Below are 24,525 nucleotides of genomic sequence, written 5' to 3' on the forward strand. Positions count from 1 at the left end.
TAGTAGTCGGTGTGGCAGATGCCGGTGGCCTTCACTTCCACCAGCACTTCGCCGGCGCGCGGGCCGTCGAGGTCGACGTCTTCGATCGTCAGCGGCTTTCCCGCACCCCAGGCAACTGCTGCACGTGTTTTCATTGGTCGGTCCTGTCGATTGGTTCGTAGCGCGAGACTATAAGGCGGGCGGCGCCGATGGCGGGCCGGCCGGCATGGATTTGTCCGAAATCCGACCCAGGTTGGCCGGTGGCCGCGATCAGGCGTGGCTTGCATCCCCTTCTTCGCGTTCAGGCACGACGAGCGTGCAGGGTGTGTCGCCATCGTCGTCCGCGGCGAAGGCGGATGCGGCGGGCGGCGCGCCCTTGTCGCGGTAGGTCGCGGGCGGCACGCCGTATTGCTTGCGGAATTCGCGCCCCAGGTGCGAGGCGTCGGCAAAGCCGCAGCTCAGCGCAATGTCGGCAACGCTGCGGTCGGAGCTGGTCAGCAGCCACGCGGCGGTGCGCAGTCGCACCTGCCTGGCGAATACCTGCGGGCTCTTGCCGGTCTCGGCCTTGAACAGGCGCTCGAGCTGGCGGGCCGACAGGTCGAGCTTGCAGGCAAGTTCATCCAGCGGCAATGCGCGCCCGACATGCTGCTCCATCAGCAGGATCGCGCGCTTGACCTTCGGGTGCGTGGCCGGCTCCAGCCCCGGCGGGTGCGGCTGCGGCGCATTGCCCTTCTGCATCTCGCCGACCAGCAGGATCCGCAGCGCCTTCTGCACGGTGGCATGGTCGAAGTGGCGCAGCAGGATCGCCGCGGCGACGTCGATCGACGCGCGCCCGCCCGAGCAGGTGATGCGCCGGCGGTCGATCACGAACAGCCGGTCGGCGATCAGCAGGTCGGGATCGGCCGACGGGAAGCGCTCGATGAAATCCCAGTAGTGGAACCAGCTGACGCAGGCCCGGTGGCCGTCGAGCACGCCGGCACGCATCAGCGAGAAGACCCCGGTGCAGATCCCGACCAGGGTGGCGCCGCCGCCCGCGGCGCGGCGGATGAAGTCGAGCGTCTCGGGCCCTGCCTGCGGGCCCGAGTGGAGCAGCCCGCCCACGACCACCACGTAGTCGAACGGCTCGGCCTCATCGAAGGTCTCCCACGGCGCGACCTGGATCCCGCAGCTCGCGCGCACCGGCGCAAGTGTGTTGCCGATCACGCTCCAGACGCAGCGTACCGGCTTGCTGTAGTCGCCGTCGTCCGCCGACAGCCGCAGCATGTCGACGAAGCCGGAAAACGCAGTCAGCGTGAAATTCGGCAGCAGCACGATGCCGAAGCGGAGGCGCCGGGGCGCCGGCGCGGCGACGGGAGAAATGGGAACGTCTGGGGTCATGGCGGCATTCATCTTGACAGGCTCGCGCGGGACAGCGGATCCGGGTTAGCCCGGAGTCGACGGGCAGGGCAGGGCGTCCCGGCGCCGGAAAAGTGGTATGCGGACGACGCGTTCCGTCCCCCGCTAGAGTCGCCAGAGTCGCCGATCCGCCCGCCGCCGACTTGCACAATTCCGACGCGAATCATCGCCAAAGCGAAATCCCGGCCGGTAGGGCCGGGCCGCTGGCGCCGGCATCCCACGCCGATGCCGGTTTTGTTCTATCTGCAAATCCCGCGCTCTGCTGTACTGGCTCCCAACGAAAGCAACCCAGCACCCCGCAGAGAGGCAGTCAGATGAATGTCAGCGTATTCGACCTGTTCAAGATCGGCATCGGACCCTCGAGTTCGCACACGGTCGGCCCGATGATCGCCGCGTGCCGCTTCGCATCCCACCTCGAGGATGCGAACCTGCTCGGCTTCGTGCGCCGCGTGCGGGCGGAATTGTATGGCTCGCTCGGCGCGACCGGCAAGGGCCATGGCAGCGACAAGGCGGTGCTGCTGGGCCTGGAAGGCAGCCTGCCCGACCGCATCGACCCCGATTCGATCGAACCGCGCCTGGCGCAGATCCGCAAGGACAAGCGCATGCGGCTGCTCGGCAAGCACGAGATCGGCTTCGATGAAAAGGAGCACCTCGGTTTCTACCGCCGCCTGATGAGCGGCACCGGCAGCATGGTGCATCCCAACGGCATGCGCTTCCAGGCGTTCGACGAGCAGGGGCAGTTGCTGGTCGAGAAGGAGTATTACTCGGTCGGCGGCGGCTTCGTCGTCAACCGCGACGGCGACCGCGTCAACGGCGTGCGCTCGGCCGCGGAAGTGCCATACCCGTTCCGCACCGGCGCCGAGCTGATGCAGGCGTGCGGCGCCAGCGGGCTGTCGATCGCCGAACTGGTCTTGCGCAATGAATGCGCGCTGCGCCCGGCCGAGGAGGTGCGCGCCGGGCTGCTGGCGATCTGGCACGCGATGGCCGCCTGCGTCGAGCGCGGCTGCAAGGTCGAGGGAGAGCTGCCCGGGCCCATGCGCGTCAAGCGCCGCGCGGCGGAACTCAACCACCGGCTGCGAACGCGCTCCGAGGAATCGCTGCGCGATCCGCTGTCGATGCTCGACTGGGTCAACCTGTACGCGATGGCGGTCAACGAAGAGAACGCCGCGGGCGGGCGCGTGGTCACCGCGCCGACCAACGGCGCGGCCGGCGTGATTCCGGCGGTGCTCCACTACTACGTGAAGTTCGTGCCCGGCTCGAACGACGACGGCATCGTCGACTTCCTGCTGACCGCGGCCGCGATCGGCATGATCTACAAGGAGACCGCATCGATCTCCGGCGCCGAGGTCGGCTGCCAGGGCGAGGTCGGCGTGGCGTGCTCGATGGCCGCGGCCGCGCTCGCGGCGGTGATGGGCGGCACCCCCGACCAGGTCGAGAACGCCGCCGAGATCGGCATGGAGCACAACCTCGGCATGACCTGCGACCCGGTCGGCGGGCTGGTGCAGATCCCGTGCATCGAGCGCAATGCGATGGGCGCGATCAAGGCGCTCAACGCCTCGCGCATGGCGCTCAAGGGCGATGGCCAGCATTACGTGTCGCTCGACTCGGTGATCAAGACCATGCGCGAGACCGGCGCCGACATGAAGACGAAATACAAGGAGACGTCGCGCGGCGGCCTGGCCGTGAACGTCATTGAATGCTAAGGGAGTGTCGGAAATGAGCCGCTATTCAATCTTCAGCCTGTTTCGCAACGGGCTGTCGTACCACGAGAACTGGGAGAAGCAGTGGAGAAGCCCCGAGCCCAGGCGCGAGTATGACGTGGTCATCGTCGGCGGGGGCGGGCACGGCCTGGCGACCGCGTACTACCTGGCGAAGGAACACGGCATCACCAACGTGGCGGTGCTGGAGAAAGGATGGATCGGCGGCGGCAATACCGCGCGCAACACCACCATCGTGCGCTCCAACTACCTGTGGGACGAGTCCGCGGCGCTCTACGAAAAGGCGATGAAGCTGTGGGAGGGTCTGTCGCAGGACCTGAACTACAACGTCATGTTCAGCCAGCGCGGCGTGATGAACCTGGCGCACACGCTGCAGGACGTGCGCGACACCGAGCGGCGCGTGAACGCCAACCGCCTCAACGGTGTCGATGCCGAGTTCCTGACGCCGGCGCAGGTCAAGGAGATCGAGCCCACCATCAACCTGAACAGCCGCTACCCGGTGCTGGGCGCGTCGATCCAGCGCCGCGCCGGGGTGGCCCGCCACGATGCCGTGGCCTGGGGCTTCGCCCGCGGCGCCGACCGCGCCGGCGTCGACATCATCCAGAACTGCCAGGTCACCGGCATCCGCCGCGATGGCGGCGCGGTGGTCGGCGTCGACACGGTGAAGGGCTTCATCAAGGCAAAGAAGGTCGCGGTGGTGGCGGCCGGCAACACCACCACGCTGGCCGACATGGCGGGCATCCGCCTGCCGCTGGAAAGCCACCCGTTGCAGGCGCTGGTGTCGGAACCGATCAAGCCGGTGGTCAACTCGGTGATCATGTCCAATGCGGTGCACGCCTATATCAGCCAGTCCGACAAGGGCGACCTGGTGATCGGCGCGGGCATCGACCAGTACACCGGCTTCGGCCAGCGCGGCAGCTTCCAGGTCATCGAAGGCACGCTGCAGGCCATCGTCGAGATGTTCCCGGTGTTCTCGCGGGTGCGCATGAACCGCCAGTGGGGCGGCATCGTCGACACCTCGCCGGACGCGTGCCCGATCATCAGCAAGACCGACGTGAAGGGGCTGTATTTCAACTGCGGCTGGGGTACCGGCGGGTTCAAGGCGACGCCCGGCTCGGGCTGGGCCTACGCGCACACCATCGCGCGCGACCAGCCGCATGCGCTGAACGCCCCGTTTTCTCTGGACCGCTTCTATACCGGCCACCTGATCGACGAGCACGGCGCTGCTGCCGTCGCGCACTGAACCCAAGCAGGAGAACGACATGCTGCTGATCCAATGTCCATGGTGCGGCCCGCGCGCCGAATCCGAATTCTCGTGCGGCGGCGAGGCTGACATCGCGCGCCCGCTGGAGACCGACAAGCTGTCCGACCGCGAATGGGGCGACTACCTGTTCATGCGCACCAACACCCGCGGCATGCACCGCGAGCAGTGGCTGCACGCACAGGGCTGCCGGCGCTGGTTCAAGGCCGAGCGCGACACCGTCACCTATGACATCAAGGGCTACGAGACCTTCGGCCAGCCCGCCGCCAACGCACCGCAGGGAAGGGGCAAGCAATGAGCCAGAAACACCGTCTCGGCACCGGCGGCCGCATCAATCGCGGCAAGCCGCTGTCCTTTACCTTCAACGGGCGCGTGTACCAGGGCTTCCAGGGCGACACGCTGGCCTCGGCGCTGCTTGCCAACGGCGTGCGCTTCGTCGCGCGCAGCTTCAAGTACCATCGCCCGCGCGGCATCATGACCGCCGACGTGGCCGAGCCGAACGCGGTGGTACAGCTGGAGGGCGGCGCCTACACGGTGCCGAACGCGCGCGCGACCGAGATCGAGCTGTACCAGGGACTGGTCGCGACCAGCGTGAACGCCGAGCCCGACCTGGAGCGCGACCGCATGGCGGTCAACCAGAAGTTCGCGCGCTTCATGCCCGCCGGCTTCTACTACAAGACCTTCATGTGGCCGCGCAAGATGTGGCCCCGCTACGAGGAGAAGATCCGCGCGGCGGCCGGCCTGGGCAAGGCGCCGACGACGCTTGACGCCGACCGCTACGACAAGTGCTACGCGCACTGCGACGTGCTGGTGGTCGGCGGCGGCCCCACCGGCCTGGCCGCGGCGCATGCGGCGGCGGTGACGGGGGCGCGCGTGATCCTGGTCGACGACCAGTGCGAACTCGGCGGCAGCCTGCTGTCCGCGCGCGCCGACATCAACGGCAAGCCGGCGCTGCAGTGGGTCGCCGAGACCGAGGCGAAGCTGCGCAAGCTGCCGGACGTGACGATCCTGTCGCGCAGCAATGCCTTTGGCTACCAGGACCATAACCTGGTCACCGTCACGCAGCGCCTGACCGACCACCTGTCGGTCTCGATGCGCCACGGCTCGCGCGAGCTGCTGTGGAAAATCCGCGCCAAACGGGTGATCCTCGCGACCGGCGCGCACGAGCGTCCGATCGTGTTCGGCAACAACGACCTGCCGGGGGTGATGATGGCCTCGGCGGTGTCGGCCTACATCCACCGCTACAGCGTGCTGCCGGGACGCGAGGCCGTGGTGTTCACCAATAACGACCGCGGCTACCAGGCGGCGCTGGACCTGAAGGCGTGCGGCGCCAGGGTGACTGTGGTCGATCCGCGCGCCACCACCGCCGGGGCGCTGCCCGCGGCGGCCAGGCGGCAGGGCGTGGCGGTGATGAACGGCGCGGTGGTGGTGGCCGCCGCCGGCAAGACGCACGTCAACTCGGTCAGCGTCGCATCCTATGCCAACGGCGCGGTCGGCGCCAAGGTGTCGAAGATCGCCTGCGACCTGGTCGCGATGTCGGGCGGCCTGAGCCCGGTGCTGCACCTGTTCGCGCAATCGGGCGGCAAGGCGCAGTGGAGCGACGACAAGACCTGCTTCGTGCCGGGCAAGTCGATGCAGGCCGAGTGCAGCGTCGGCGCGGCCGCGGGCGAATTCAACCTGGCGCTGGCGCTGCCGCTGGCGCTGGAAGCCGGCACCGAGGCGGCCAGGGCCGCCGGCTTCATCACGGCCAAGCGGCCGCCGGCGCCGAAGGTCAGCGCCGTTGCCGAAGGCCCGTTGCTGCCGCTGTGGCTGGTGGGCAGCCGCGAGGCCGCCGCGCGCGGGCCCAAGCAGTTCGTCGATTTCCAGAACGACGTCGCGGCTGCCGACATCCTGCTGGCGGCGCGCGAAGGCTTCGAGTCGGTCGAGCACGTCAAGCGCTATACCGCGATGGGCTTCGGCACCGACCAGGGCAAGCTCGGCAACATCAACGGCATGGCGATCCTGGCGCAGGCGCTGGGCAAGTCGATTCCCGAGACCGGCACCACCACGTTCCGGCCCAACTACACGCCGGTCACGTTCGGCACCTTCGCCGGGCGCGAGATCGGCGACTTCCTCGACCCGGTGCGCAAGACCTGCGTGCACGAATGGCACGTCGCCAACGGCGCCTTGTTCGAGGACGTCGGCAACTGGAAGCGCCCCTGGTATTTTCCGAAGCGGGGCGAGGACCTGCACGCCGCGGTCAAGCGCGAATGCCTGGCCGTGCGCAACAGCGTGGGCATCCTCGATGCGTCGACGCTGGGCAAGATCGACATCCAGGGCCCGGACGCGGTCACGCTGCTGAACTGGATGTACACCAACCCCTGGGGCAAGCTCGAGGTCGGCAAGTGCCGCTACGGCCTGATGCTCGACGAGAACGGCATGGTGTTCGACGACGGCGTGACCGTGCGCCTGGGCGAGCAGCATTTCATGATGACCACCACCACCGGGGGCGCCGCGCGCGTGCTGACCTGGATGGAGCGCTGGCTGCAGACCGAGTGGCCGGACCTGAAGGTGCGCCTGTCGTCGGTGACCGACCACTGGGCCACCTTCGCCGTGGTGGGGCCGAACAGCCGCAAGGTGCTGCGGAAGGTCTGCGCCGACATCGACTTCGCCAACGCGGCGTTCCCGTTCATGAGCTACCGCAACGGCACCGTGGCGGGCGCCAGGGCGCGCGTGATGCGCATCAGCTTCTCGGGCGAGCTGGCCTACGAGGTCAACGTGCCGGCCAACGCCGGGCGTGCGGTGTGGGAGGCGCTGATGGCCGCCGGCGCCGAGTTCGACATCACGCCGTACGGCACCGAGACCATGCACGTGCTGCGTGCCGAGAAGGGCTACATCATCGTCGGCCAGGACACCGACGGCTCGATCACGCCGTATGACCTCGGCATGGGCGGGCTGGTGGCAAAGTCGAAGGACTTCCTCGGCAAGCGCTCGCTGACGCGCTCGGACACGGCCAAGGAAGGGCGCAAGCAGTTCGTCGGCCTGCTGACCGACGACGCCCAGTTCGTGCTGCCCGAGGGCGCGCAGATCGTCGCGCCGCAGACGCGCGTGTCGACCACCGAGCCGACGCCGATGATCGGCCACGTGACCTCGAGCTACTACAGCCCGATCCTGCAGCGCTCGATCGCGCTTGCCGTGGTCAAGGGCGGGCTGGGCAAGATGGGCGAGAGCGTCGCGATCCCGCTGGCCGATGGCCGCCGCGTGAGCGCGAAGATTTCCAGCCCGGTTTTCTACGATAGCGAAGGAGTGCGCCAGAATGTGGAATGAACAAGGCATTGCTACCGCACTGGCCGATGCGCCGGTGCCGAACGCCCGCACGCGCGACGTGCGCCTGGAGTCGCCGCTGGTCGGCGCCGCCGGCCTGCTGGAAGCGCCGCACCTGCGCGGCTCGATGTACTTCACGGTGCGCGAGCGGCAGTTCCTCGACCTGGTGATGGTGCGCGGCGAGCTGGCCGATGCCGCCTTCGTCGACGGCTTCGAGGGCGTGGTGGGCTGCTGTCCGCCGGCCGCGCCCAACACGGTCGCGCGCAGCGCCGCCTACGACGTGCTGTGGCTGGGCCCGGACGAATGGCTGGTGCGCTCCAGCGCGCCGGTGACGGCCGGCGTGCTGGAGGGCAAGCTGGCGCCGGCCATCGCCGGCTCGTACTCCGCCGCGGTCGATGTCGGCAGTGGCTATACGGTGGTCGAGATCAGCGGCGACCGCGTGCGCGACGTGCTGGCGCGGGGCTGCCCGCTCGACCTGCATCCGCGTGTGTTCGGCGCGGGGCAATGCGCGCAGAGCCATTACTTCAAGGCGCCCGTCATCCTGCTGCCGACCGGCGACGACCGCTACGAGATCGTGGTGCGCCGCAGTTTCGCTGACTACTTCTGCCGCATCCTGCTCGACGCGGCGACGCCGCTGCTGTCATGAAGCCGGTCGAGCAGGTGTTCAGCGAGCCGCGGCCGGGACTCAACGCACTCGATGGCCTCGAGGCGCCACTGCTGCCGGGGCGGGGCTGGAGCGTCTTTATCGACGCCCTGACGGTGCCGGTGCGCATCGGCATCCATCCGCACGAGCATGACGCGCCGCAGCCGGTGGTGATCGACGCGCGCCTGGGCTACCGGCGCGAGCCCAGCGAAGCGGCCGAGTGGATCGACTACGAGGGCTATTGCGCGCGCGTCGCAACGTTCCTGGCGGGCAAGCCGCATACGCGGCTGCTCGAGACCCTGGTGGCCGACATCGCGGAGCTGTCGTTCCGCGAATGGCCGGCGCTCGACACCCTGACCCTCGCGGCGCACAAGCCCAGGATCCGCCCCGGCACCCAGCGCGTCGGTGTCGAGCTGGAATGGACCCGCGCCGACTATCTGCGCCGTACCGGCAAGCCTGCCTGAGGGGTGGCGGGCGTGGCGGGCGTGGCGGCGCCGGCCAAGCGCGCGTCGGTTTTGGCATGCAGCCAATACCGCGATGGAGACTACTCTCGTAGCGCGTCGCTGCCGTGCCAATCGGCGTGGCGGCGCCGCGCCACGACACAAGGAGGAAATCCAATGAAAAGAGCCACGCCAGGACTGACCATCGCGCTGCTGTGTTCTACGCCCGCCTTTGCCCAGGGCAGCGTAACGCTGTACGGCATCATCGACGAAGGCATCAACTACACCAACAATGTCGGCGGCGACCGGCTGGTCGAGATGCAGAGCGGCTTCGCCCAGGGCAGCCGCTGGGGCCTGAAGGGATCGGAAGACCTGGGAGGCGGCGTCAAGGCGCTGTTCCAGCTGGAGAATGGTTTCAATGCCAGCACCGGCAGGGCGGCACAGGGTGGGGCGATGTTTGGCCGGCAGGCCTATGTCGGACTGTCCGACGACCGGCTCGGCACCGTCACGCTGGGGCGCCAGTACGATTCCGTGATCGACTACCTGGCCCAGACCACCGTGGTCGGCAACTGGGGCGGCTACCTGTTCGGCCACCCCTACGACAACGACAACATGGTCTACTCGTTCCGCGTCAACAACACGGTCAAGTACACCAGCCCCACGCTTGGCGGCTTCCAGTTCGGCGGCACCTACAGCTTCAGCAACGACACCAACTTTGCCAACAACCGCCAGTACGGCGCGGGCATGCAGTACGCGAACGGCGGCTGGCTGCTGGCGGCGGCCTACCTGCAGGCCGACAACCCGTCGGCCACGGCCAACGGTGCCATCAGCGCCGGCGGCGACCAGAACTTCCTGGCCCGGCGGCTGCGCATCTTCGGCGCCGGCGTCAACTACACCTTCGGGGCCGCGACGGCGGGCTTTGCCTACTCGAACACCAACCTGACGCAGCCGCTGTCGACCTCGTACATCTCCGGGTCGATCCTGCCCGCCACCGGCACGCTGGACGCGCTCAAGTTCCAGAACTTCGAATTCAACCTCAAGTACCAGTTCACGCCGGCGTTCTATGCCGGCGCGGTCTACACGCTGACCACCGAGAAGTTCCAGGCGTCGTCGGGCGAGGCCAGGCCCAGGGTCCACAGCATCGGCCTGATGGCGGACTACAACTTCTCGAAGCGGACCGACGTCTATCTGCAGGGCGTCTACCAGCGCGTCAGCGGCGACCGGACCGGCACGGCACTGGACCGGGCCTATATCCCCGGCGCGGCCGACGCGTCGTCGACCTCGAGCCAGGTGCTGGTGCGCGCCGCGATCCGCCACAAGTTCTGAACCGCCGGCGGCAATGTCGGGCCTGCTCAAACCGGCGTCGGATTTTGCACAAGAGGCCGCGGCGCAGCGCACTACTCTCGAACACGCATGCCGTGGATGCCGCGCCGACGGGCGCGGACCCGGCAGGCCCTAACGAGACATGGAGACGAAGCGATGAGCAACAACCGGGGTGTCGTTTATCTTGGACCGGGCAAGGTCGCGGTGCAGAACATCGACTATCCGAAGATGGTCGATCCCAGCGGTCGCGCGATCGGCCACGGCGTGATCCTCAAGGTGGTGACGACGAACATCTGCGGCTCGGACCAGCACATGGTGCGCGGCCGCACCACCGCAGAAGTGGGCCTCGTGCTCGGCCATGAAATTACCGGCGAGGTGATCGAGATCGGCCGCGACGTCGAGACGCTGAAGATCGGCGACCTGGTCTCGGTGCCGTTCAACGTCGCCTGCGGCCGCTGTGCGATGTGCAAGGAGCAGCATACCGGCGTCTGCCTGAGCGTCAATCCGTCGCGTGCCGGCGGTGCCTACGGTTACGTCGACATGGGCGGCTGGATCGGCGGGCAGTCCGAGTACGTGATGGTGCCGTACGCCGACTTCAACCTGCTCAGGTTCCCCGACCGGGACCAGGCGATGGCAAAGATTCGCGACCTGACCTGCCTGTCGGACATCCTGCCGACCGGCTACCACGGCGCCGTCACGGCCGGCGTGAAGCCGGGCTCGACCGTCTACATTGCCGGCGCAGGACCGGTCGGCATGGCGGCAGCGGCGTCGGCGCGCCTGCTGGGCGCGGCCTGCACCATCGTCGGCGACATGAACCCGGCGCGGCTGGCCCACGCCCGGGCAATGGGCTTCGAGGTGGTGGACCTGTCGCAGGACGCAACCCTGGGCGAGCAGATCGCCGCCATCCTCGGCACGCCCGAGATCGATTGCGCGGTGGATTGCGTTGGCTTCGAGGCGCACGGCCACGGTGCGTCGGGCCATGTGGAGGAGGCACCCGCGACGGTGCTGAACTCGCTGATGGAGATCACCCGGCCCGCGGGCGCGATCGGCATCCCGGGCCTCTACGTGACCGACGATCCGGGTGCGAAGGACGCCGCGGCACAACGCGGCAGCCTGAGCCTGCGCTTCGGCCTGGGCTGGGCCAAGTCGCATTCCTTCCATACCGGGCAGACGCCGGTGGTGAAGTACAACCGCAACCTGATGCAGGCCATCCTGCATAACCGCCTGCCGATCGCCGAGATCGTCAATGTGTCGGTGATTTCACTGGACCAGGCGCCGCAAGGCTACCAGCAGTTCGACGGCGGCGCGCCGCGCAAATTCGTCATCGATCCGCACGGGATGCTGGCGGCGTGATCCGGTAACGTCCCGGGGGAAACGAAAACCCGCTGAAGGTTTGCCCCCTTTCCCGCTTGCGGGAGAGGGGGCAAACCGGCGTGCTGCATTCCTCAGGCATGCATCACCGGCGCATACCTCTGGCCCTGCCCATGCAAGGGAGCCTTCGCCAGCGGCGCCGCCTGCGCCCGCCGCTCGCGCGTCGGCGCCACCCCGAACGCCTCGCGATAGCTCTTGCTGAAATGGCAGGCCGACTGGAACCCGCACGCCATCGTGATGTGCATGATCGACATGTCGGTCTGCAACAGCAGCTCGCGCGCCCGCCGTAGCCGCAGCGTCAGGTAATAGTGCGTCGGCGTCATGCCGAGGTGGTCGCGGAACAGCCGCTGCAGCTGCCGCTGCGACATCATCGCCAGGCGCGCCAGTTCCTCGCGCGACAACGGCTCCTCGATGTTGTTCTCCATCAGCGCGATCACCTCGAACAGCGACTTGTTCGCCGACCCCAGCCGCGCCACCAGCGGCATCTTCTGCTGCGCGCTGGTGTCGCGCACATGCTCGACGATGAACTGCTCGGCGATCTGCGTGACGCGGCCCGTGCCGACGCGCGTGGCGATCAGATACAGCATCATGTCGAGCGGCGCGACACCGCCGGTGCAGGTCACGCGGTCGCGGTCGATCACGAACAGTTCCTTCAGGAAACGCGTGCCGGGAAACTCCTCCTTCAGCGCCGACATGTTTTCCCAGTGGATGGCGCAGGCATAGCCCGACAACAGCCCCGCCTTGGCCAGCGCGTACGTGCCGGTGCACAGGCTGCCCAGCATCAGCCCTTCGCGCGCAGCGCGGCGCAGCGTCGACAGGTGGCTGGCGCCGGTGGCGCGCTGCACGTCGATGCCGCCGCATGCGAACACGATGTCCGGCCGCCCGATGCTGTCGGCCGCAAGCGTGTCGATGGTCAGGCCGTTGCTTGCCGTCACCGGGCCGCCTTCGGGGCTGATGACTGACCAGCGGTAGAGTTCCTGCCCGCTCAGGTAGTTGGCCATGCGCAGCACTTCGATGGCGTTGGTGAACGCGATCATCGTGAAGTTGGGCAGCGGCATGAACGCAAAGTGGGACAGCGACGCGGTTCGGTCGGTGGACATTGGGGGCGTTCCTTGGTTTCTGGCGGGCTTTTGTGGCCTTGGGGAAAGGCGCGGTGCCGTCTATCGATATTCATAATGCGCGCGCAACAAACGTGCCATACGGCGAAACCCTAGCGAGGGGTGGCGGCGACCCGCCGCAAGCGCCGCAATGCCGCGAATACGTGGCGCGCGCACGGCGCCGCGTCGGTGCAAGGCACCGGTGCGGTGCATCGACGTCCGGTGGAGGCACGGGGTTGGCACCCGGCCCGTGGTCGCGCGGCCGGCCGCATCCGGCACAAGGTTCCGATGCGTTGCGTGGCCCACTTGTCCAAATCGGACGCGCATGGCGGAAATGGAAAAGAACGCGTCTGAATTCACCAACCGGTCAAAAACCCGAACGACAAGAATAGATCCGTCGGCAACGCTGCGCCGAACCGGGCAAGCCCTCCGGGCGCAGCGGGCGCCTCGCCCTGTCAGCAGCCCATTCAATCAGCCACGGATACCCTATGTCGAACACCAAGTCTTTCTTTTCGCAGCCCCTGGCCGAGCGCGACTCGCGGGTGCGCGGCGCACTCGTGAAGGAACTCGAGCGGCAGCAGTCGCAGGTCGAACTGATCGCGTCGGAGAACATCGTGTCGCGCGCGGTGCTGGAGGCGCAGGGCTCGGTTCTGACCAACAAGTACGCCGAAGGCTATCCGGGCAAGCGCTACTACGGCGGCTGCGAATTCGCGGATGAAGTCGAGGCGCTCGCCATCGACCGCGTGAAGCAGCTGTTCAATGCCGGCTTCGCCAATGTGCAGCCGCACTCCGGCGCGCAGGCCAACGGCTCGGTGATGCTGGCACTGGCCAGGCCGGGCGACACCGTGCTGGGCATGTCGCTCGATGCCGGCGGCCACCTAACCCATGGCGCCAGGCCGGCCCTGTCCGGCAAGTGGTTCAATGCGGTGCAGTACGGCGTGAGCCGCGACACCATGCTGATCGACTACGACCAGGTCGAAGCGCTTGCGCACGAGCACAAGCCCGGCCTGATCATCGCCGGCTTCTCCGCCTACCCGCGCCAGCTGGATTTCGCCCGCTTCCGCGCCATTGCCGACAGCGTTGGCGCGAAGCTGATGGTCGACATGGCGCACATCGCCGGCGTGATCGCCGCGGGCCGCCATGCCAACCCGGTCGAGCATGCGCACGTCGTCACCTCGACCACGCACAAGACCCTGCGCGGTCCGCGCGGCGGCTTCGTGCTGACCAACGACGAGGAGATTGCGAAGAAGATCAACTCTGCGGTGTTCCCCGGCCTGCAGGGCGGCCCCCTGATGCATGTGATCGCGGCCAAGGCGGTCGCGTTCGGCGAGGCGCTGCAGCCGGAGTTCAGGACCTATATCGACAATGTGCTGGCGAACGCCCAGGCGCTTGGCGAAGTGCTGAAGGAGGGCGGCGTCGACCTGGTCACCGGCGGCACCGACAATCACCTGCTGCTGGTCGACCTGCGCCCCAAGGGGCTCAAGGGTACGCAGGTCGAGCAGGCGCTCGAGCGCGCCGGCATCACCTGCAACAAGAACGGCATTCCGTTCGACACCGAGAAGCCGACCATTACGTCGGGCATCCGGCTGGGCGCTCCGGCCGCCACCACGCGCGGTTTCGGCGTCGCCGAGTTCCGCCAGGTCGGCCGGCTGATCCTCGAGGTGTTCGAGGCGTTGCGCGCGAACCCGGAAGGCGACCCGGCCACCGAGCAGCGCGTGCGGCGCGAGATCTTCGCGCTGTGCGACCGCTTTCCGATCTACTGAGATGCGACCAGAACTGAGCCAAGGAGTGGAGCAAACCATGAGCCCGCTGCACGAAGACAGCATCATCATCGACGGCCTGAACATCTCGAAGTTCGAGCGCTCGGTGTTCGAAGACATGCGCAAGGGCGGCGTCACCGCCGCCAACTGCACCGTCTCGGTCTGGGAGAATTTCACCAAGACCGTCGACAACATCGCGCAGATGAAGCAGCAGATCCGTGACCACAGCGAACTGCTGACCCTGGTCCGCGGCACCGACGACATCCTGCGCGCCAAGCGCGAAGGCAAGACCGGCGTGATCCTCGGCTTCCAGAACGCGCACGCGTTCGAGGACAACCTGGGCTATATCGAGGCGTTCGCCGACATGGGCGTGCGCGTGGTGCAGCTCTGCTACAACACGCAGAACCTGGTGGGCACCGGCTGCTACGAGCGCGACGGCGGGCTGTCGGACTTCGGCCGCGAGGTGATCACCGAGATGAACCGCGTCGGCATCATGGTCGACCTGTCGCATGTCGGCGGCAACACCTCGTCCGAAGCCATCGCCTTCTCGAAGAAGCCGGTCTGCTATTCGCACTGCCTGCCGTCCGGCCTGAAGGAGCACCCGCGCAACAAGAGCGACGCGCAGCTCAGGGAGATCGCCGATGCCGGCGGCTTCGTCGGCGTGACCATGTTCGCGCCGTTCCTGAAGCGCGGCATCGACGCCACCGTCGAGGACTACATCGAGGCGATCGATTATGTCGTCAACCTGGTCGGCGAGGATGCGGTCGGCATCGGCACCGACTTCACGCAGGGCTACAGCACCGAGTTCTTCGACATGCTGACGCACGACAAGGGCCGCTACCGCCGGCTGACCAACTTCGGCAAGGTGGTCAATCCAGAAGGCATCCGCACCATCGGCGAATTCCCGAACCTGACCGCGGCGATGGAGCGCGCGGGCTGGAAGGCGTCGCGCATCCGCAAGATCATGGGCGAGAACTGGGTGCGGGTGTTCAGGGAGGTCTGGGGCGCCTGAGCGGGGGCCACGCCAGCCGCAGCCATTCTTCACGCGACTCACGATAAACGGGACGTGCCCGCGCACCGTGCGGGCACGCGGGCAATGCCGCGCCTGCGCAACGACGCAAGCGGCGAATTCATCCTCACGGAGCCACCACGATGCAACCGCAACTGCCGATCGACGTCAATCCCGACACCGGCGTCTGGACCACCGACGCGCTGCCGATGCTGTATGTCCCGCGCCATTTCTTCACCAACAACCACGTCGCCGTCGAAGAGACGCTCGGCGTCGGGGCGTACGCGGAGATCCTGTACAAGGCCGGCTACAAGTCGGCCTACCACTGGTGCGACAAGGAGGCGCAGCTGCACGGCCTGACCGGCATGGCGGTGTACGAGCATTACCTGAAGCGGCTGTCCCAGCGCGGCTGGGGCCTGTTCTCGCTGCTCGAAGCCGATCCGGCGACGGCGCACGCGCGCATCGCGCTGCACCACTCGTCGTTCGTGCTGGCGCAGCCGGGCAAGGAAGGCAAGCTCTGCTACATGTTCGCCGGCTGGTTCGCCGGCGCGATGGACTGGGTCAACGACACCGCGCCGGGCGGCAGCGGCGGGCCGCGCGCGCAATCGAAGGAAGCGCAGTGCGCGGCCGAGGGCCACGGGCATTGCGTGTTCGAGGTGTCGGCGATCGCCGTCTGAGCGCGCGCCAGCACCGCCTTCCACCGCAACACCAAAGACGCAACACGAAGACATACGAACGCCAGAGGTCGCCTGCGATGCGCTATCCCCACCTGTTCAAACCCCTGCAGCTCAACCAGCTGACGCTGCGCAACCGGATCGTCAGCACCGCGCACGCCGAGGTGTACGCCGAGCCGGACGGCCTGCCGGGCGACCGCTACCTCCGCTACTACGAAGAAAAGGCGAAGGGCGGGGTCGGCCTGGCGATCTGCGGCGGCTCAAGCCCGGTGTCGATCGACAGCCCCCAGGGCTGGTGGAAGTCGGTGAACCTGGCCACGGACCGGATCGTCGAGCCGCTGTCCCGGCTGGCGGAGACGATGCATCGGCACGGCGCGAAGATCATGATCCAGGCCACCCATATGGGGCGCCGCTCGGCGTTCCACGGCGAGCACTGGCCACACCTGATGTCGCCCTCGGGCGTGCGCGAGCCGGTGCACCGCGGCAACGCCAAGATCATTGAGGCGGAAGAGATCCGCCGCATCATTGCCGACTTCGCCGCGGCGGCAAGGCGGGTCCAGGATGCCGGCATGGACGGCATCGAGATCTCGGCCGCGCACCAGCACCTGATCGACCAGTTCTGGAGCCCGCGCACCAACTTCCGCACCGACGAATGGGGCGGCAGCCTGCAGAACCGCCTGCGCTTCGGCGTGGAGGTGTTGCAGGCAGTGCGCGAGGCGGTCGGCAAGGACTTCTGCGTCGGCCTGCGCATGTGCGGCGACGAGTTCCACGAGGACGGGCTCGATCACCAGCAGCTCAAGGAGATCGCGCAGGCCATGTCGGAGTCGGGGCTGATCGACTACCTCGGGGTGATCGGCTCGGGCGCCGACACGCATAACACGCTGGCCAACTGCATGCCGCCGATGGCGCTGCCGCCCGAGCCGTTCGTGCACCTGGCCGCGGGCATCAAGTCGGTGGTGAAGATCCCGGTGATGCACGCGCAGAGCATCCGCGACGCGGGGCAGGCCGAGCGGCTGCTGGCAAGCGGCATGGTCGACCTGGTCGGCATGACGCGCGCGCAGATGGCCGACCCGCACATGGTCATCAAGATCCGCGACGGCCGCGAGGACGAGATCAAGCAATGCGTCGGCGCGAACTACTGCATCGACCGCCAGTACAACGGCCTCGACGTGCTGTGCGTGCAGAATGCCGCCACCTCCCGCGAGGCCACCATGCCCCACGTGATCGAGAAATCGCGCGGGCCGAAGCGCAAGGTGGTAGTGGTCGGCGCGGGCCCGGCGGGCCTGGAGGCGGCCCGGGTGGCGCGCGCGCGCGGGCACGACGTGGTGCTGTTCGAGAAGAATGCCGAGGTCGGCGGGCAGATCATGCTGGCGTCGAAGGCGCCGCAGCGCGAGCAGATGGCCGGCATCGTGCGCTGGTTCGACATGGAAACGAAGCGCCTCGGCGTCGAGCGCCGGCTCGGCGTGGAGGCCGATGCGAAGATGATCATGGCCGAAAAGCCGGACATCGTCGTGCTGGCCACGGGCGGCCGCTCCTTCTCCGACCAGGTGCCCGCGTGGGGCGTCGCCGAGGGGCTGGCCGTCAGCTCGTGGGAGGTACTGTCCGGGCGCGTCGAGGCAAAGCAGAACGTGCTGGTCTACGACGGCGTCAGCACGCATGCCGGCGCTGGCGTTGCCGACTACCTGGCCAGCCGCGGCGCAAAGGTCGAGATCGTCACGCCCGACGTGAAGGTTGCCGACGACTGCGGCGGCACCACCTTCCCGATCTTCTACCGCCGCCTGTATGCGCAGGGCGTGATCCATACGCCCAACTACTGGCTCGACCGTGTCTACGAGGAAGACGGCAAGAAGATCGCGGTGCTGCGCAACGAGTATACGGAAGAACTCGAGGAGCGCGCGGTCGACCAGGTCGTGATCGAGAACGGCTCGACGCCGAACGACACGCTCTACTGGAAGCTCAAGCCGGAATCGCTCAACCGCGGCCAGGTCGACGTGCACAAGCTGTTTGCCGCCGAGCCGCAGCCGTGCCTGTCGGAAACGCTCGGCAACGGCCGTTTCCTGCTGTTCCGCGTTGGCGACTGCATCTCGATGCACAACATCCACGGCGCGATCTACGACGCGCTGCGCCTCGTCAAGGACTTCTGACCATGCAACCATCCTTGCTGATTACCGTCCTGCTGTGGCTGTCGGTGGCGGGGCTGGCCTTTGCGCTGCTGCGGCGCGCGTCGTACTGGCGGGCAGGGCGGGCGGCCGCGCCCGGCTCGGCCGCCATCGCCAACCTGTTCGCGATCCCCAGGCGCTATTTTGTCGACCTGCACCACGTGGTGGCGCGCGATCCGTATATCGCCAGGACGCACGTGGCCACGGCGGGCGGGGCGATTGCCGCGCTGGCGCTGGTGTTCGTCAACTACGGCCTGGCAATCTATTCGCCATGGCTCGACAAGCTGATCCTGGTCGCGGCGCTCGCGATGCTGGTCGGCGCGGTCTTCGTCTGGCGCCGACGCAAGGCGAAGGATGTGCCGGCGCGCCTGTCGAAGGGGCCGTGGAATACGCTGCCCTGGCTGCTCGGCGCGTTCGCGCTGGGCCTGGCACTGTACACGGTGGTTCCCGCCGCAATCATGTCGGGCGCGTTCGCGGTGCTGTGCGCGGTGCTGATCGGCATCGGCGCGTTCGCGATGACGGTCGGCGCCGCCACGGGCGGACCGATGAAGCATGCGATGGCGGGCCTGCTGCACCTGGCCTTCCACCCGCGCCAGGAGCGCTTCGCCGCAACGCCCGACTCGTATACCGGCAGCGGTACCGCCACGCCGCCGACGGCGCTGAAGCTGCCCGACATCGAACAGAAAGAATACGGCGTCGCCAAGCCGGTCGAGTTCCGCTGGAACCAGCTGCTGAGCTTCGACGCCTGCGTGCAGTGCGGCAAGTGCGAGGCGGCGTGTCCGGCCTTCGCCTCCGGCCAGCCGCTGAACCCGAAGAAGCTGATCCAGGACCTGGTAGTCGGCATGGCGGGCGGCACCGATGCCGCCTACGCCGGCAGTCCGACGCCGGGGATTCCCGTCGGCCGGCACCGCGGCGAACCCGACGGGACGATCGTGTCCGGGCTGATCGAGGCGCAGACGCTGTGGTCGTGCACCACCTGCCGCGCCTGCGTGCAGGAATGCCCAATGCTGATCGAGCACGTCGACGCGATCGTCGACCTGCGCCGCAACCAGACCCTGGTGCACGGCACCGTGCCGGGCAAGGGCGCCGAAGTGCTGGCGAACCTGCGCGAGACCGGCACCATGGGCGGCTACGACAAGGCGGCGCGCTACGACTGGTCGGTGGATCTGAACGCACCCGTGGCGCAGCCCGCCAGGGCGGTCGACGTGCTGGTGGTGGCGGGCGAGGGTGGTTTCGACATGCGCTACCAGCGCACCCTGCGCGCGCTGGTCAAGGTGCTGAACAAGGCCGGCGTCGACTATGCAGTGCTGGGCGCGGTCGAAACCGACACGGGCGATGTTGCGCGCCGGCTCGGCGACGAGGCCACTTTCCAGCAGCTGGCCAGGCACCTGATCGGCACGCTCGGCACGCTTTCGTTCAAGCAGATCGTGACCGCGGACCCGCACGTGATGCACAGCCTGCGCAATGAGTACCGCGCGCTCGGACTGCGTGTCACGGTCAAGCATCACACCACCTATATGGCCGAGCTGGCGGCGAGCGGACTGATCGCTCCCAGGGCAGTGGAAGCGCTCAGCGACAAGCGCACCACGTATCACGATCCGTGCTACCTGGGCCGCTACAACGGCGAGACCGAGGCGCCGCGCAAGCTGCTCAAGACCATCGGCATCCAGGTGGTCGAGATGGAACGCCACGGCATGCGCGGCCGCTGCTGCGGCGGTGGCGGCGGGGCGCCGCTGACCGACATCCCGGGCAAGCAGCGCATTCCCGATATCCGCATCGCCGACGCGCGCGCGGTGGGCGCGGAAGTGGTCGCGGTGGGATGTCCCAACTGCACCGCGATGCTCGAGGGCGTGGTCGGCCCGCGGCCCGAGGTGCTCGACGTGGCTGAACTGGTTGCGGCCTCCCTGGAGTAAATCGATGGACACGATCAAACGAATCGATCCGCGCCGGCCGTTCATCATCACCGCGGCGGGCCTCAGGCGCATCACGCTGGGCGAGGCCGGCAGCGCCGACGCGGGCGCCGCGCACTGGCCCGCGCACGGCCATGGCGCGGCGGCAAAGCCGCGGCGCCTGGTAAGCGACCCGCGCTACGTGATGCTGGTGGCCGCGCACAGCGAGCGCGGCGCGCTCGACGAGCATGCGCGCCAGGCGGTTGCCGCAGCGGCATTGCTGGCCGACGCGCAGACCGAGGTCGCGCTGCTGGTGTTCGGCGAGATGAAGGACGATGCCGCGGAACTGGGCGCGGACAAGCTGATCGCCTTGCCCGAGTTCGACCGCCGCACCTTCGCCCCCGAGGCGGAACTGCGCGCGCTGCAGGCCTGCGCCACCGCGTTGTCGGCCAGGCATGTCTTCATGCCCGACAACGCCGCGGGCGACGGTGACCTTGGCCGGCGCTATGCCGCGGCGACGGCGGAGGCCGGGGCCAGCGTCGCGACCCACGTGGTCGAGATCGATGCGCGCCACGTCGGCACGTTTGCGCACGCCAGGCGTTCGTTCGCGACCCGGGCGCTGCCCGACGTGATCCTGCTGGCGCCCGGTGCGGTCGACGCGAAGCTGCCGTTCACCGGCGCCGGCGAGCGGCTCTCGCCCGACTTCCTGTTTGCCAAGGGAAGCAGCACGCACCCGTACCGCGACCAGGGCATCGAGCAGATCGATGCCGCCCGGGTTGCGCTCGAGGAGGCGGACTTCATCGTCGCGGCCGGCAACGGCGTGGCGGATATCGGTGCCTTCGAGCAGCTCGCGGGCGCGCTCGGCGCAGCCGTCGCCGCCAGCCGGGTCGCGGTGGACAACGGGCATTTCAGCCGCGACAAGCAGGTCGGCGCCACCGGCAAGACGGTCGAGGCGAGCGTCTATATCGCCTTCGGCATCTCCGGCGCGGTGCAACACCTGCAGGGTATCAAGGACTGCCGCCACGTGATTGCCGTCAACCTCGACGGCAGCGCGCCGATCGCCAGGCGCGCGAACCTGACCATCGTCGGCGACGCCCGCGAAACCATCGCCGAACTGATCGCGCTGGTGCAGGCGGCACGCGCTGCGCCGGGCCAGCCGGCCCCGGCGCGCCCCAGGGAACTCGCAGGAGTCGCAGCATGAACGCCCCCCGACAAGTGAAGCGCATCGCGGTGCTGGTCTCCATCGGCCGTCATCCGCTCAGCGGCGCGCCGCGCTACAGCCGCAACGACGCCGCCGCGCTGGAGCTTGCGCGCGGCCTGGCCGCCAGGCACGGCGCGCAGCTCGCCGTGCTGCACGCGGGCGATGCCGCCGATCCGGCACTGGCCGACTATCTGGCGCTCGGCGCCGGCGAGATCGAGGTACTGGCGTGCGGCGCCGGCGACGACGCGGCGCGCGTGCTGGCCGCGCACGTGAAGCACTGCGACCTGGTGCTGACCGGCACCCGCGCCGAGGGCGCTTACGACACCGGCATGCTGCCGTACCGCCTTGCCGCGGTGCTTGGCCGGCCGCTGGTCGGCGCCGCGGTCGATATCGACATCGAGGGCGGACGCGTCGCCGTGCGGCAGTTCCTGCCCAAGGGCTTGCGCCGGCGCGTCGATGCGGCGCTGCCCGCGGTGGTGGCGGTGCACCCGCTGGCGAATGCGCAGCCGCGCTACGCCTACGCCCGCCTGCGCGACGGCACCGTGCGCACTGCGCCGGCAGCCCGCTACGCGGACCACGACGCCGCCGCCTGGACGCTGGGCGCCATCGAGCGCAAGCCGGTCAGGCTGGCGGCGGCCGAGAAGCGTTCTGGCCACGCCCGCATGCTGTCCGCGACCACCACCGAGAGCCGCGGCGGCAACGTCGTAAACGGTGGGACTTCGGTCGAAAAAGCACAAGTCATCCTCGCCTATTTACGCGAGCATCAACTCATCGACTACTGACATTGCCGGTCTGTCGGCAAACAACCAGGGACGCAGGGAATCCGGAGCAAACGATGAACGTATCGGCAGACATTCGCGCGCTGGTGCAGCGGCGCAAGGCGGGCCACAGCCTCGAGGCGCCTTTCTATCTGAGCGACGAGATCTTCGCGCTCGACATGGAGGCAATCTTCCGCCAGCACTGGATCCAGGTGGCGGTCGAGCCCGACGTGCCCGAGCCGGGTGACTACGTCACCGTCGAGCTCGGCCAGGACTCGATCCTGATCGTGCGCGACGACGACATGCAGGTGCGCGCCTACCACAACGTGTGCCGCCATCGCGGCGCGCGCCTGTGCAACGAGGACAAGGGCACGGTGGGCAATATCGTGTGTCCGTACCACAGCTGGACCTACAACCTGAGCGGCGAGCTGATGTTCGCCGAGCACATGGGCGAGAAGTTCGACCGCTGCAAGCACAGCCTGAAATCGGTCCACGTCGAGAACCTTGCCGGGCTGATCTTCGTCTGCCTGGCCAAGGAGCCGCCCGATTTCGCGGCGATGCGCGCTGCCATGGAGCCGTACCTGCTGCCGCACGACCTGCCCAACACCAAGGTCGCCGCGCAGGTCGACATCATCGAGCAGGGCAACTGGAAGCTGACCATGGAGAACAACCGCGAGTGCTATCACTGTGTCGCGAACCATCCGGAGCTGACCATTTCGCTGTACGAGTACGGCTTCGGCTACCAGCGCTCGCCCGCCAACGCCGAGGGCATGGAGGCGTTCGAGCGCACCTGCCGCACGCGCGCCGAAGAGTGGGAAGCGATGAAGCTGCCCTCGGCCGAGATCGAGCGGCTGCTGGAAACCACCGGCTTCCGTACCCAGCGCCTGCCGCTGGACCGCAGCGGCGAGTCGCAGACGCTGGACGCGAAGGTGGCGTCGAAGAAGCTGCTGGGCCAGTTCGGGCAGGCCGACCTGGGCGGCCTGTCGTTCTGGACGCAGCCGAACTCCTGGCATCACTTCATGAGCGACCACATCGTCACGTTCTCGGTGATACCGCTGTCGGCCGGCGAGACCCTGGTGCGCACCAAATGGCTGGTGCACAAGGACGCGCGCGAGGGCGTCGACTACGACGTGAAGAACCTGACCGCGGTCTGGAACGCGACCAACGACCAGGACCGCGCGCTGGTCGAGTACTCGCAGCGCGGCGCCGGCAGCAGCGCCTACGAGCCCGGCCCGTACTCGCCGTTCACGGAAGGCCTGGTCGAGAAGTTCTCGGCCTGGTACGTGCGCCGGCTCGCCGAGCAGATCGGGGCCTGAGCGCAAGGAGGGGAGGTCGAGATGATGCGCGATGCGGTGCAGTTTGAATCGGCAGACAGCCGGGTGACACGCCCGTCGTTCTGGAACGCGCTTCCGGAGCGCTGGACCAGCGACGCGGAAGAGACGCTGGTGTGCTGCCATGTGCGGCAGGAAACCCACGATGTGAAGAGCTTTTTCTTCCGCTCGCCGCTGGGGCGCGCCTTTGTGTTCGAGCCGGGGCAGTTTGTCACGCTGGAGCTCGATATCGACGGGGAGACGATCAACCGCTGCTACACGATCTCTTCGTCGCCGGCGCGGCCGCACACGGTCTCGATCACGGTCAAGCGCGTGCCGGGCGGCAAGGTGTCGAACTGGCTGCACGACACCATGAAGCCGGGCACGCCGGTGCGCATGCTGGGACCGGCCGGCGAGTTCACCTGCGCCCGGCATCCGGCGCACAAGTACCTGTTCCTGTCGGCGGGCTCGGGCATCACGCCGCTGATGTCGATGAGCCGCGCGCACCATGACCTGGCCGAGGACCGCGATATCGTCTTCATGCACAGCGCGCGCACGCCGGACGACATCATCTTCGCGCGCGAGCTGGACCTGATCGCGTCGAACCACAGCAACTTCCGCACCGCGTTCGTGTGCGAGCGGGTCGGCACGCGCACCAACTGGCCAGGCGTCACCGGTTTCCTGTCGCTGCCGCTGCTGAAGCTGGTCGCGCCGGACTTCATGGAGCGCGAGGTCTTCACCTGCGGGCCGGCCCCGTACATGCAGGCGGTGCGCTCGCTGCTCGACGAAGCCGGCTTCGATCGCAGGCGCTACCACGAGGAAAGCTTCTCGTTCGAGACCTTGCATGCGGAGCCCGACGCCGGCGCAACGGTGGAGGCGGGCGTGCCGGCGGCCGGCGCCCCCGCGAACGCCGCGCAATTCAACATCAGCTTCACCAGAACCGCCCGCGAGATTTCCTGCGGCGCGGGGCAGAACGTGCTCGACGCGGCGCGCCAGGCGGGCGTACGGCTGGCGGCGTCGTGCACACAGGGCATGTGCGGCACCTGCAAGGTGAAGCTGCTCAGCGGCCAGGTCGAGATGAAGCACAACGGCGGTATCCGCCAGCGCGAGATCGACCAGGGCATGGTGCTGCTGTGCTGCAGCAAGCCGCTATCGGACCTTGTGATCGACAAGTGAGGCAAGGGTTGTGCGAGATCCGGCGCCCACGGCGCCCGGCGCTTCGCATTCGGAAAGGG

At 68.1% G+C, this 24,525-nt stretch carries 19 protein-coding genes and 1 pseudogene; 17 read left to right on the forward strand and 3 right to left on the reverse strand.

Going from position 1 to position 24,525, the window contains the following annotated elements; genetic code table 11:
* Positions 1-134: pseudogene (locus GA0116996_RS28165) on the reverse strand (S-(hydroxymethyl)glutathione dehydrogenase); the annotation flags it as partial.
* Positions 135-249: 115 nt separating this feature from the next.
* Positions 250-1,356 carry a GlxA family transcriptional regulator gene (locus GA0116996_RS27595; protein ID WP_243419795.1) on the reverse strand — a complete coding sequence of 369 codons (1,107 nt, stop codon included), beginning with the start codon at positions 1,354-1,356 and terminating at the stop codon, positions 250-252.
* 332 nt (positions 1,357-1,688) lie between these two features.
* On the opposite strand from GA0116996_RS27595, the gene GA0116996_RS27600 reads away from it, so the two are divergent.
* The 8 genes from GA0116996_RS27600 to fdhA all read left to right on the forward strand — a co-directional run bounded on the left by GA0116996_RS27600 (position 1,689) and on the right by fdhA (position 11,415).
* A complete protein-coding gene (locus GA0116996_RS27600) occupies positions 1,689-3,077 on the forward strand; it encodes an L-serine ammonia-lyase (protein WP_092318247.1) in 1,389 nt (462 codons plus the stop codon).
* A 13-nt stretch (positions 3,078-3,090) separates the two neighbouring features.
* Positions 3,091-4,335, forward strand: a complete 1,245-nt coding sequence (locus GA0116996_RS27605) for a sarcosine oxidase subunit beta family protein (RefSeq protein WP_092318251.1) — start codon at positions 3,091-3,093, stop codon at positions 4,333-4,335.
* Between the two features lie 19 nt (positions 4,336-4,354).
* Positions 4,355-4,651, forward strand: coding sequence for a sarcosine oxidase subunit delta (locus GA0116996_RS27610; protein ID WP_165835240.1), 297 nt, complete (start codon positions 4,355-4,357; stop codon positions 4,649-4,651).
* Positions 4,648-7,659, forward strand: coding sequence for a sarcosine oxidase subunit alpha family protein (locus GA0116996_RS27615; protein WP_092318254.1), 3,012 nt, complete (start codon positions 4,648-4,650; stop codon positions 7,657-7,659). The genes GA0116996_RS27610 and GA0116996_RS27615 overlap by 4 nt, the downstream gene beginning before the upstream one ends.
* Positions 7,649-8,302, forward strand: a complete 654-nt coding sequence (locus GA0116996_RS27620) for a sarcosine oxidase subunit gamma (protein WP_243419796.1) — start codon at positions 7,649-7,651, stop codon at positions 8,300-8,302. Before GA0116996_RS27615 ends, GA0116996_RS27620 begins: the two co-directional genes overlap by 11 nt.
* Positions 8,299-8,763 carry a dihydroneopterin aldolase gene (locus GA0116996_RS27625; RefSeq protein ID WP_092318257.1) on the forward strand — a complete coding sequence of 155 codons (465 nt, stop codon included), beginning with the start codon at positions 8,299-8,301 and terminating at the stop codon, positions 8,761-8,763. Before GA0116996_RS27620 ends, GA0116996_RS27625 begins: the two co-directional genes overlap by 4 nt.
* 153 nt (positions 8,764-8,916) lie before the next feature.
* Positions 8,917-10,065: a porin gene (locus GA0116996_RS27630; protein ID WP_092318260.1), complete on the forward strand. Its 1,149-nt coding sequence runs from the start codon at positions 8,917-8,919 to the stop codon at positions 10,063-10,065.
* A gap of 153 nt (positions 10,066-10,218) precedes the next feature.
* A complete protein-coding gene (gene fdhA / locus GA0116996_RS27635; protein ID WP_092318263.1) occupies positions 10,219-11,415 on the forward strand; it encodes a formaldehyde dehydrogenase, glutathione-independent in 1,197 nt (398 codons plus the stop codon).
* A 92-nt stretch (positions 11,416-11,507) separates the two neighbouring features.
* On the opposite strand, the gene GA0116996_RS27640 is transcribed toward fdhA, so the two are convergent.
* Positions 11,508-12,533, reverse strand: a complete 1,026-nt coding sequence (locus GA0116996_RS27640; protein WP_092318266.1) for a GlxA family transcriptional regulator — start codon at positions 12,531-12,533, stop codon at positions 11,508-11,510.
* A gap of 485 nt (positions 12,534-13,018) precedes the next feature.
* On the opposite strand from GA0116996_RS27640, the gene GA0116996_RS27650 reads away from it, so the two are divergent.
* The 9 genes from GA0116996_RS27650 to GA0116996_RS27690 all read left to right on the forward strand — a co-directional run bounded on the left by GA0116996_RS27650 (position 13,019) and on the right by GA0116996_RS27690 (position 24,466).
* Positions 13,019-14,293 (forward strand): serine hydroxymethyltransferase, encoded by a 1,275-nt coding sequence (locus tag GA0116996_RS27650; RefSeq protein ID WP_092318272.1) that lies wholly within the window; start codon positions 13,019-13,021, stop codon positions 14,291-14,293.
* 37 nt (positions 14,294-14,330) lie between these two features.
* Positions 14,331-15,302, forward strand: coding sequence for a dipeptidase (locus GA0116996_RS27655; protein ID WP_092318275.1), 972 nt, complete (start codon positions 14,331-14,333; stop codon positions 15,300-15,302).
* 140 nt (positions 15,303-15,442) lie between these two features.
* Positions 15,443-15,976: a DUF5943 domain-containing protein gene (locus GA0116996_RS27660; protein ID WP_092318278.1), complete on the forward strand. Its 534-nt coding sequence runs from the start codon at positions 15,443-15,445 to the stop codon at positions 15,974-15,976.
* 77 nt (positions 15,977-16,053) lie between these two features.
* Complete coding sequence (locus tag GA0116996_RS27665) at positions 16,054-18,117, forward strand: NADH:flavin oxidoreductase (RefSeq protein ID WP_092318280.1); 2,064 nt, start codon at positions 16,054-16,056, stop codon at positions 18,115-18,117.
* 2 nt (positions 18,118-18,119) lie between these two features.
* A complete protein-coding gene (locus tag GA0116996_RS27670; protein ID WP_092318283.1) occupies positions 18,120-20,045 on the forward strand; it encodes a (Fe-S)-binding protein in 1,926 nt (641 codons plus the stop codon).
* Between the two features lie 4 nt (positions 20,046-20,049).
* On the forward strand, positions 20,050-21,222 hold the full coding sequence (locus tag GA0116996_RS27675) for an electron transfer flavoprotein subunit alpha/FixB family protein (RefSeq protein ID WP_092318286.1): 1,173 nt from the start codon (positions 20,050-20,052) through the stop codon (positions 21,220-21,222).
* The gene (locus GA0116996_RS27680) at positions 21,219-22,004 is read left to right on the forward strand and encodes a drug:proton antiporter (protein WP_092318288.1); all 786 of its coding nucleotides are present in this window, start codon (positions 21,219-21,221) and stop codon (positions 22,002-22,004) included. Before GA0116996_RS27675 ends, GA0116996_RS27680 begins: the two co-directional genes overlap by 4 nt.
* Positions 22,005-22,057: 53 nt before the next feature.
* On the forward strand, positions 22,058-23,296 hold the full coding sequence (locus tag GA0116996_RS27685; RefSeq protein ID WP_092318291.1) for an aromatic ring-hydroxylating oxygenase subunit alpha: 1,239 nt from the start codon (positions 22,058-22,060) through the stop codon (positions 23,294-23,296).
* A 21-nt stretch (positions 23,297-23,317) separates the two neighbouring features.
* Positions 23,318-24,466, forward strand: coding sequence for an FAD-binding oxidoreductase (locus GA0116996_RS27690; RefSeq protein WP_092318294.1), 1,149 nt, complete (start codon positions 23,318-23,320; stop codon positions 24,464-24,466).
* The last annotated feature ends 59 nt before the right edge of the window (positions 24,467-24,525 follow it).

Origin of the sequence: Cupriavidus alkaliphilus (assembly GCF_900094595.1) — a bacterium.
GTDB classification, from domain to species: Bacteria; Pseudomonadota; Gammaproteobacteria; order Burkholderiales; family Burkholderiaceae; genus Cupriavidus; species Cupriavidus alkaliphilus.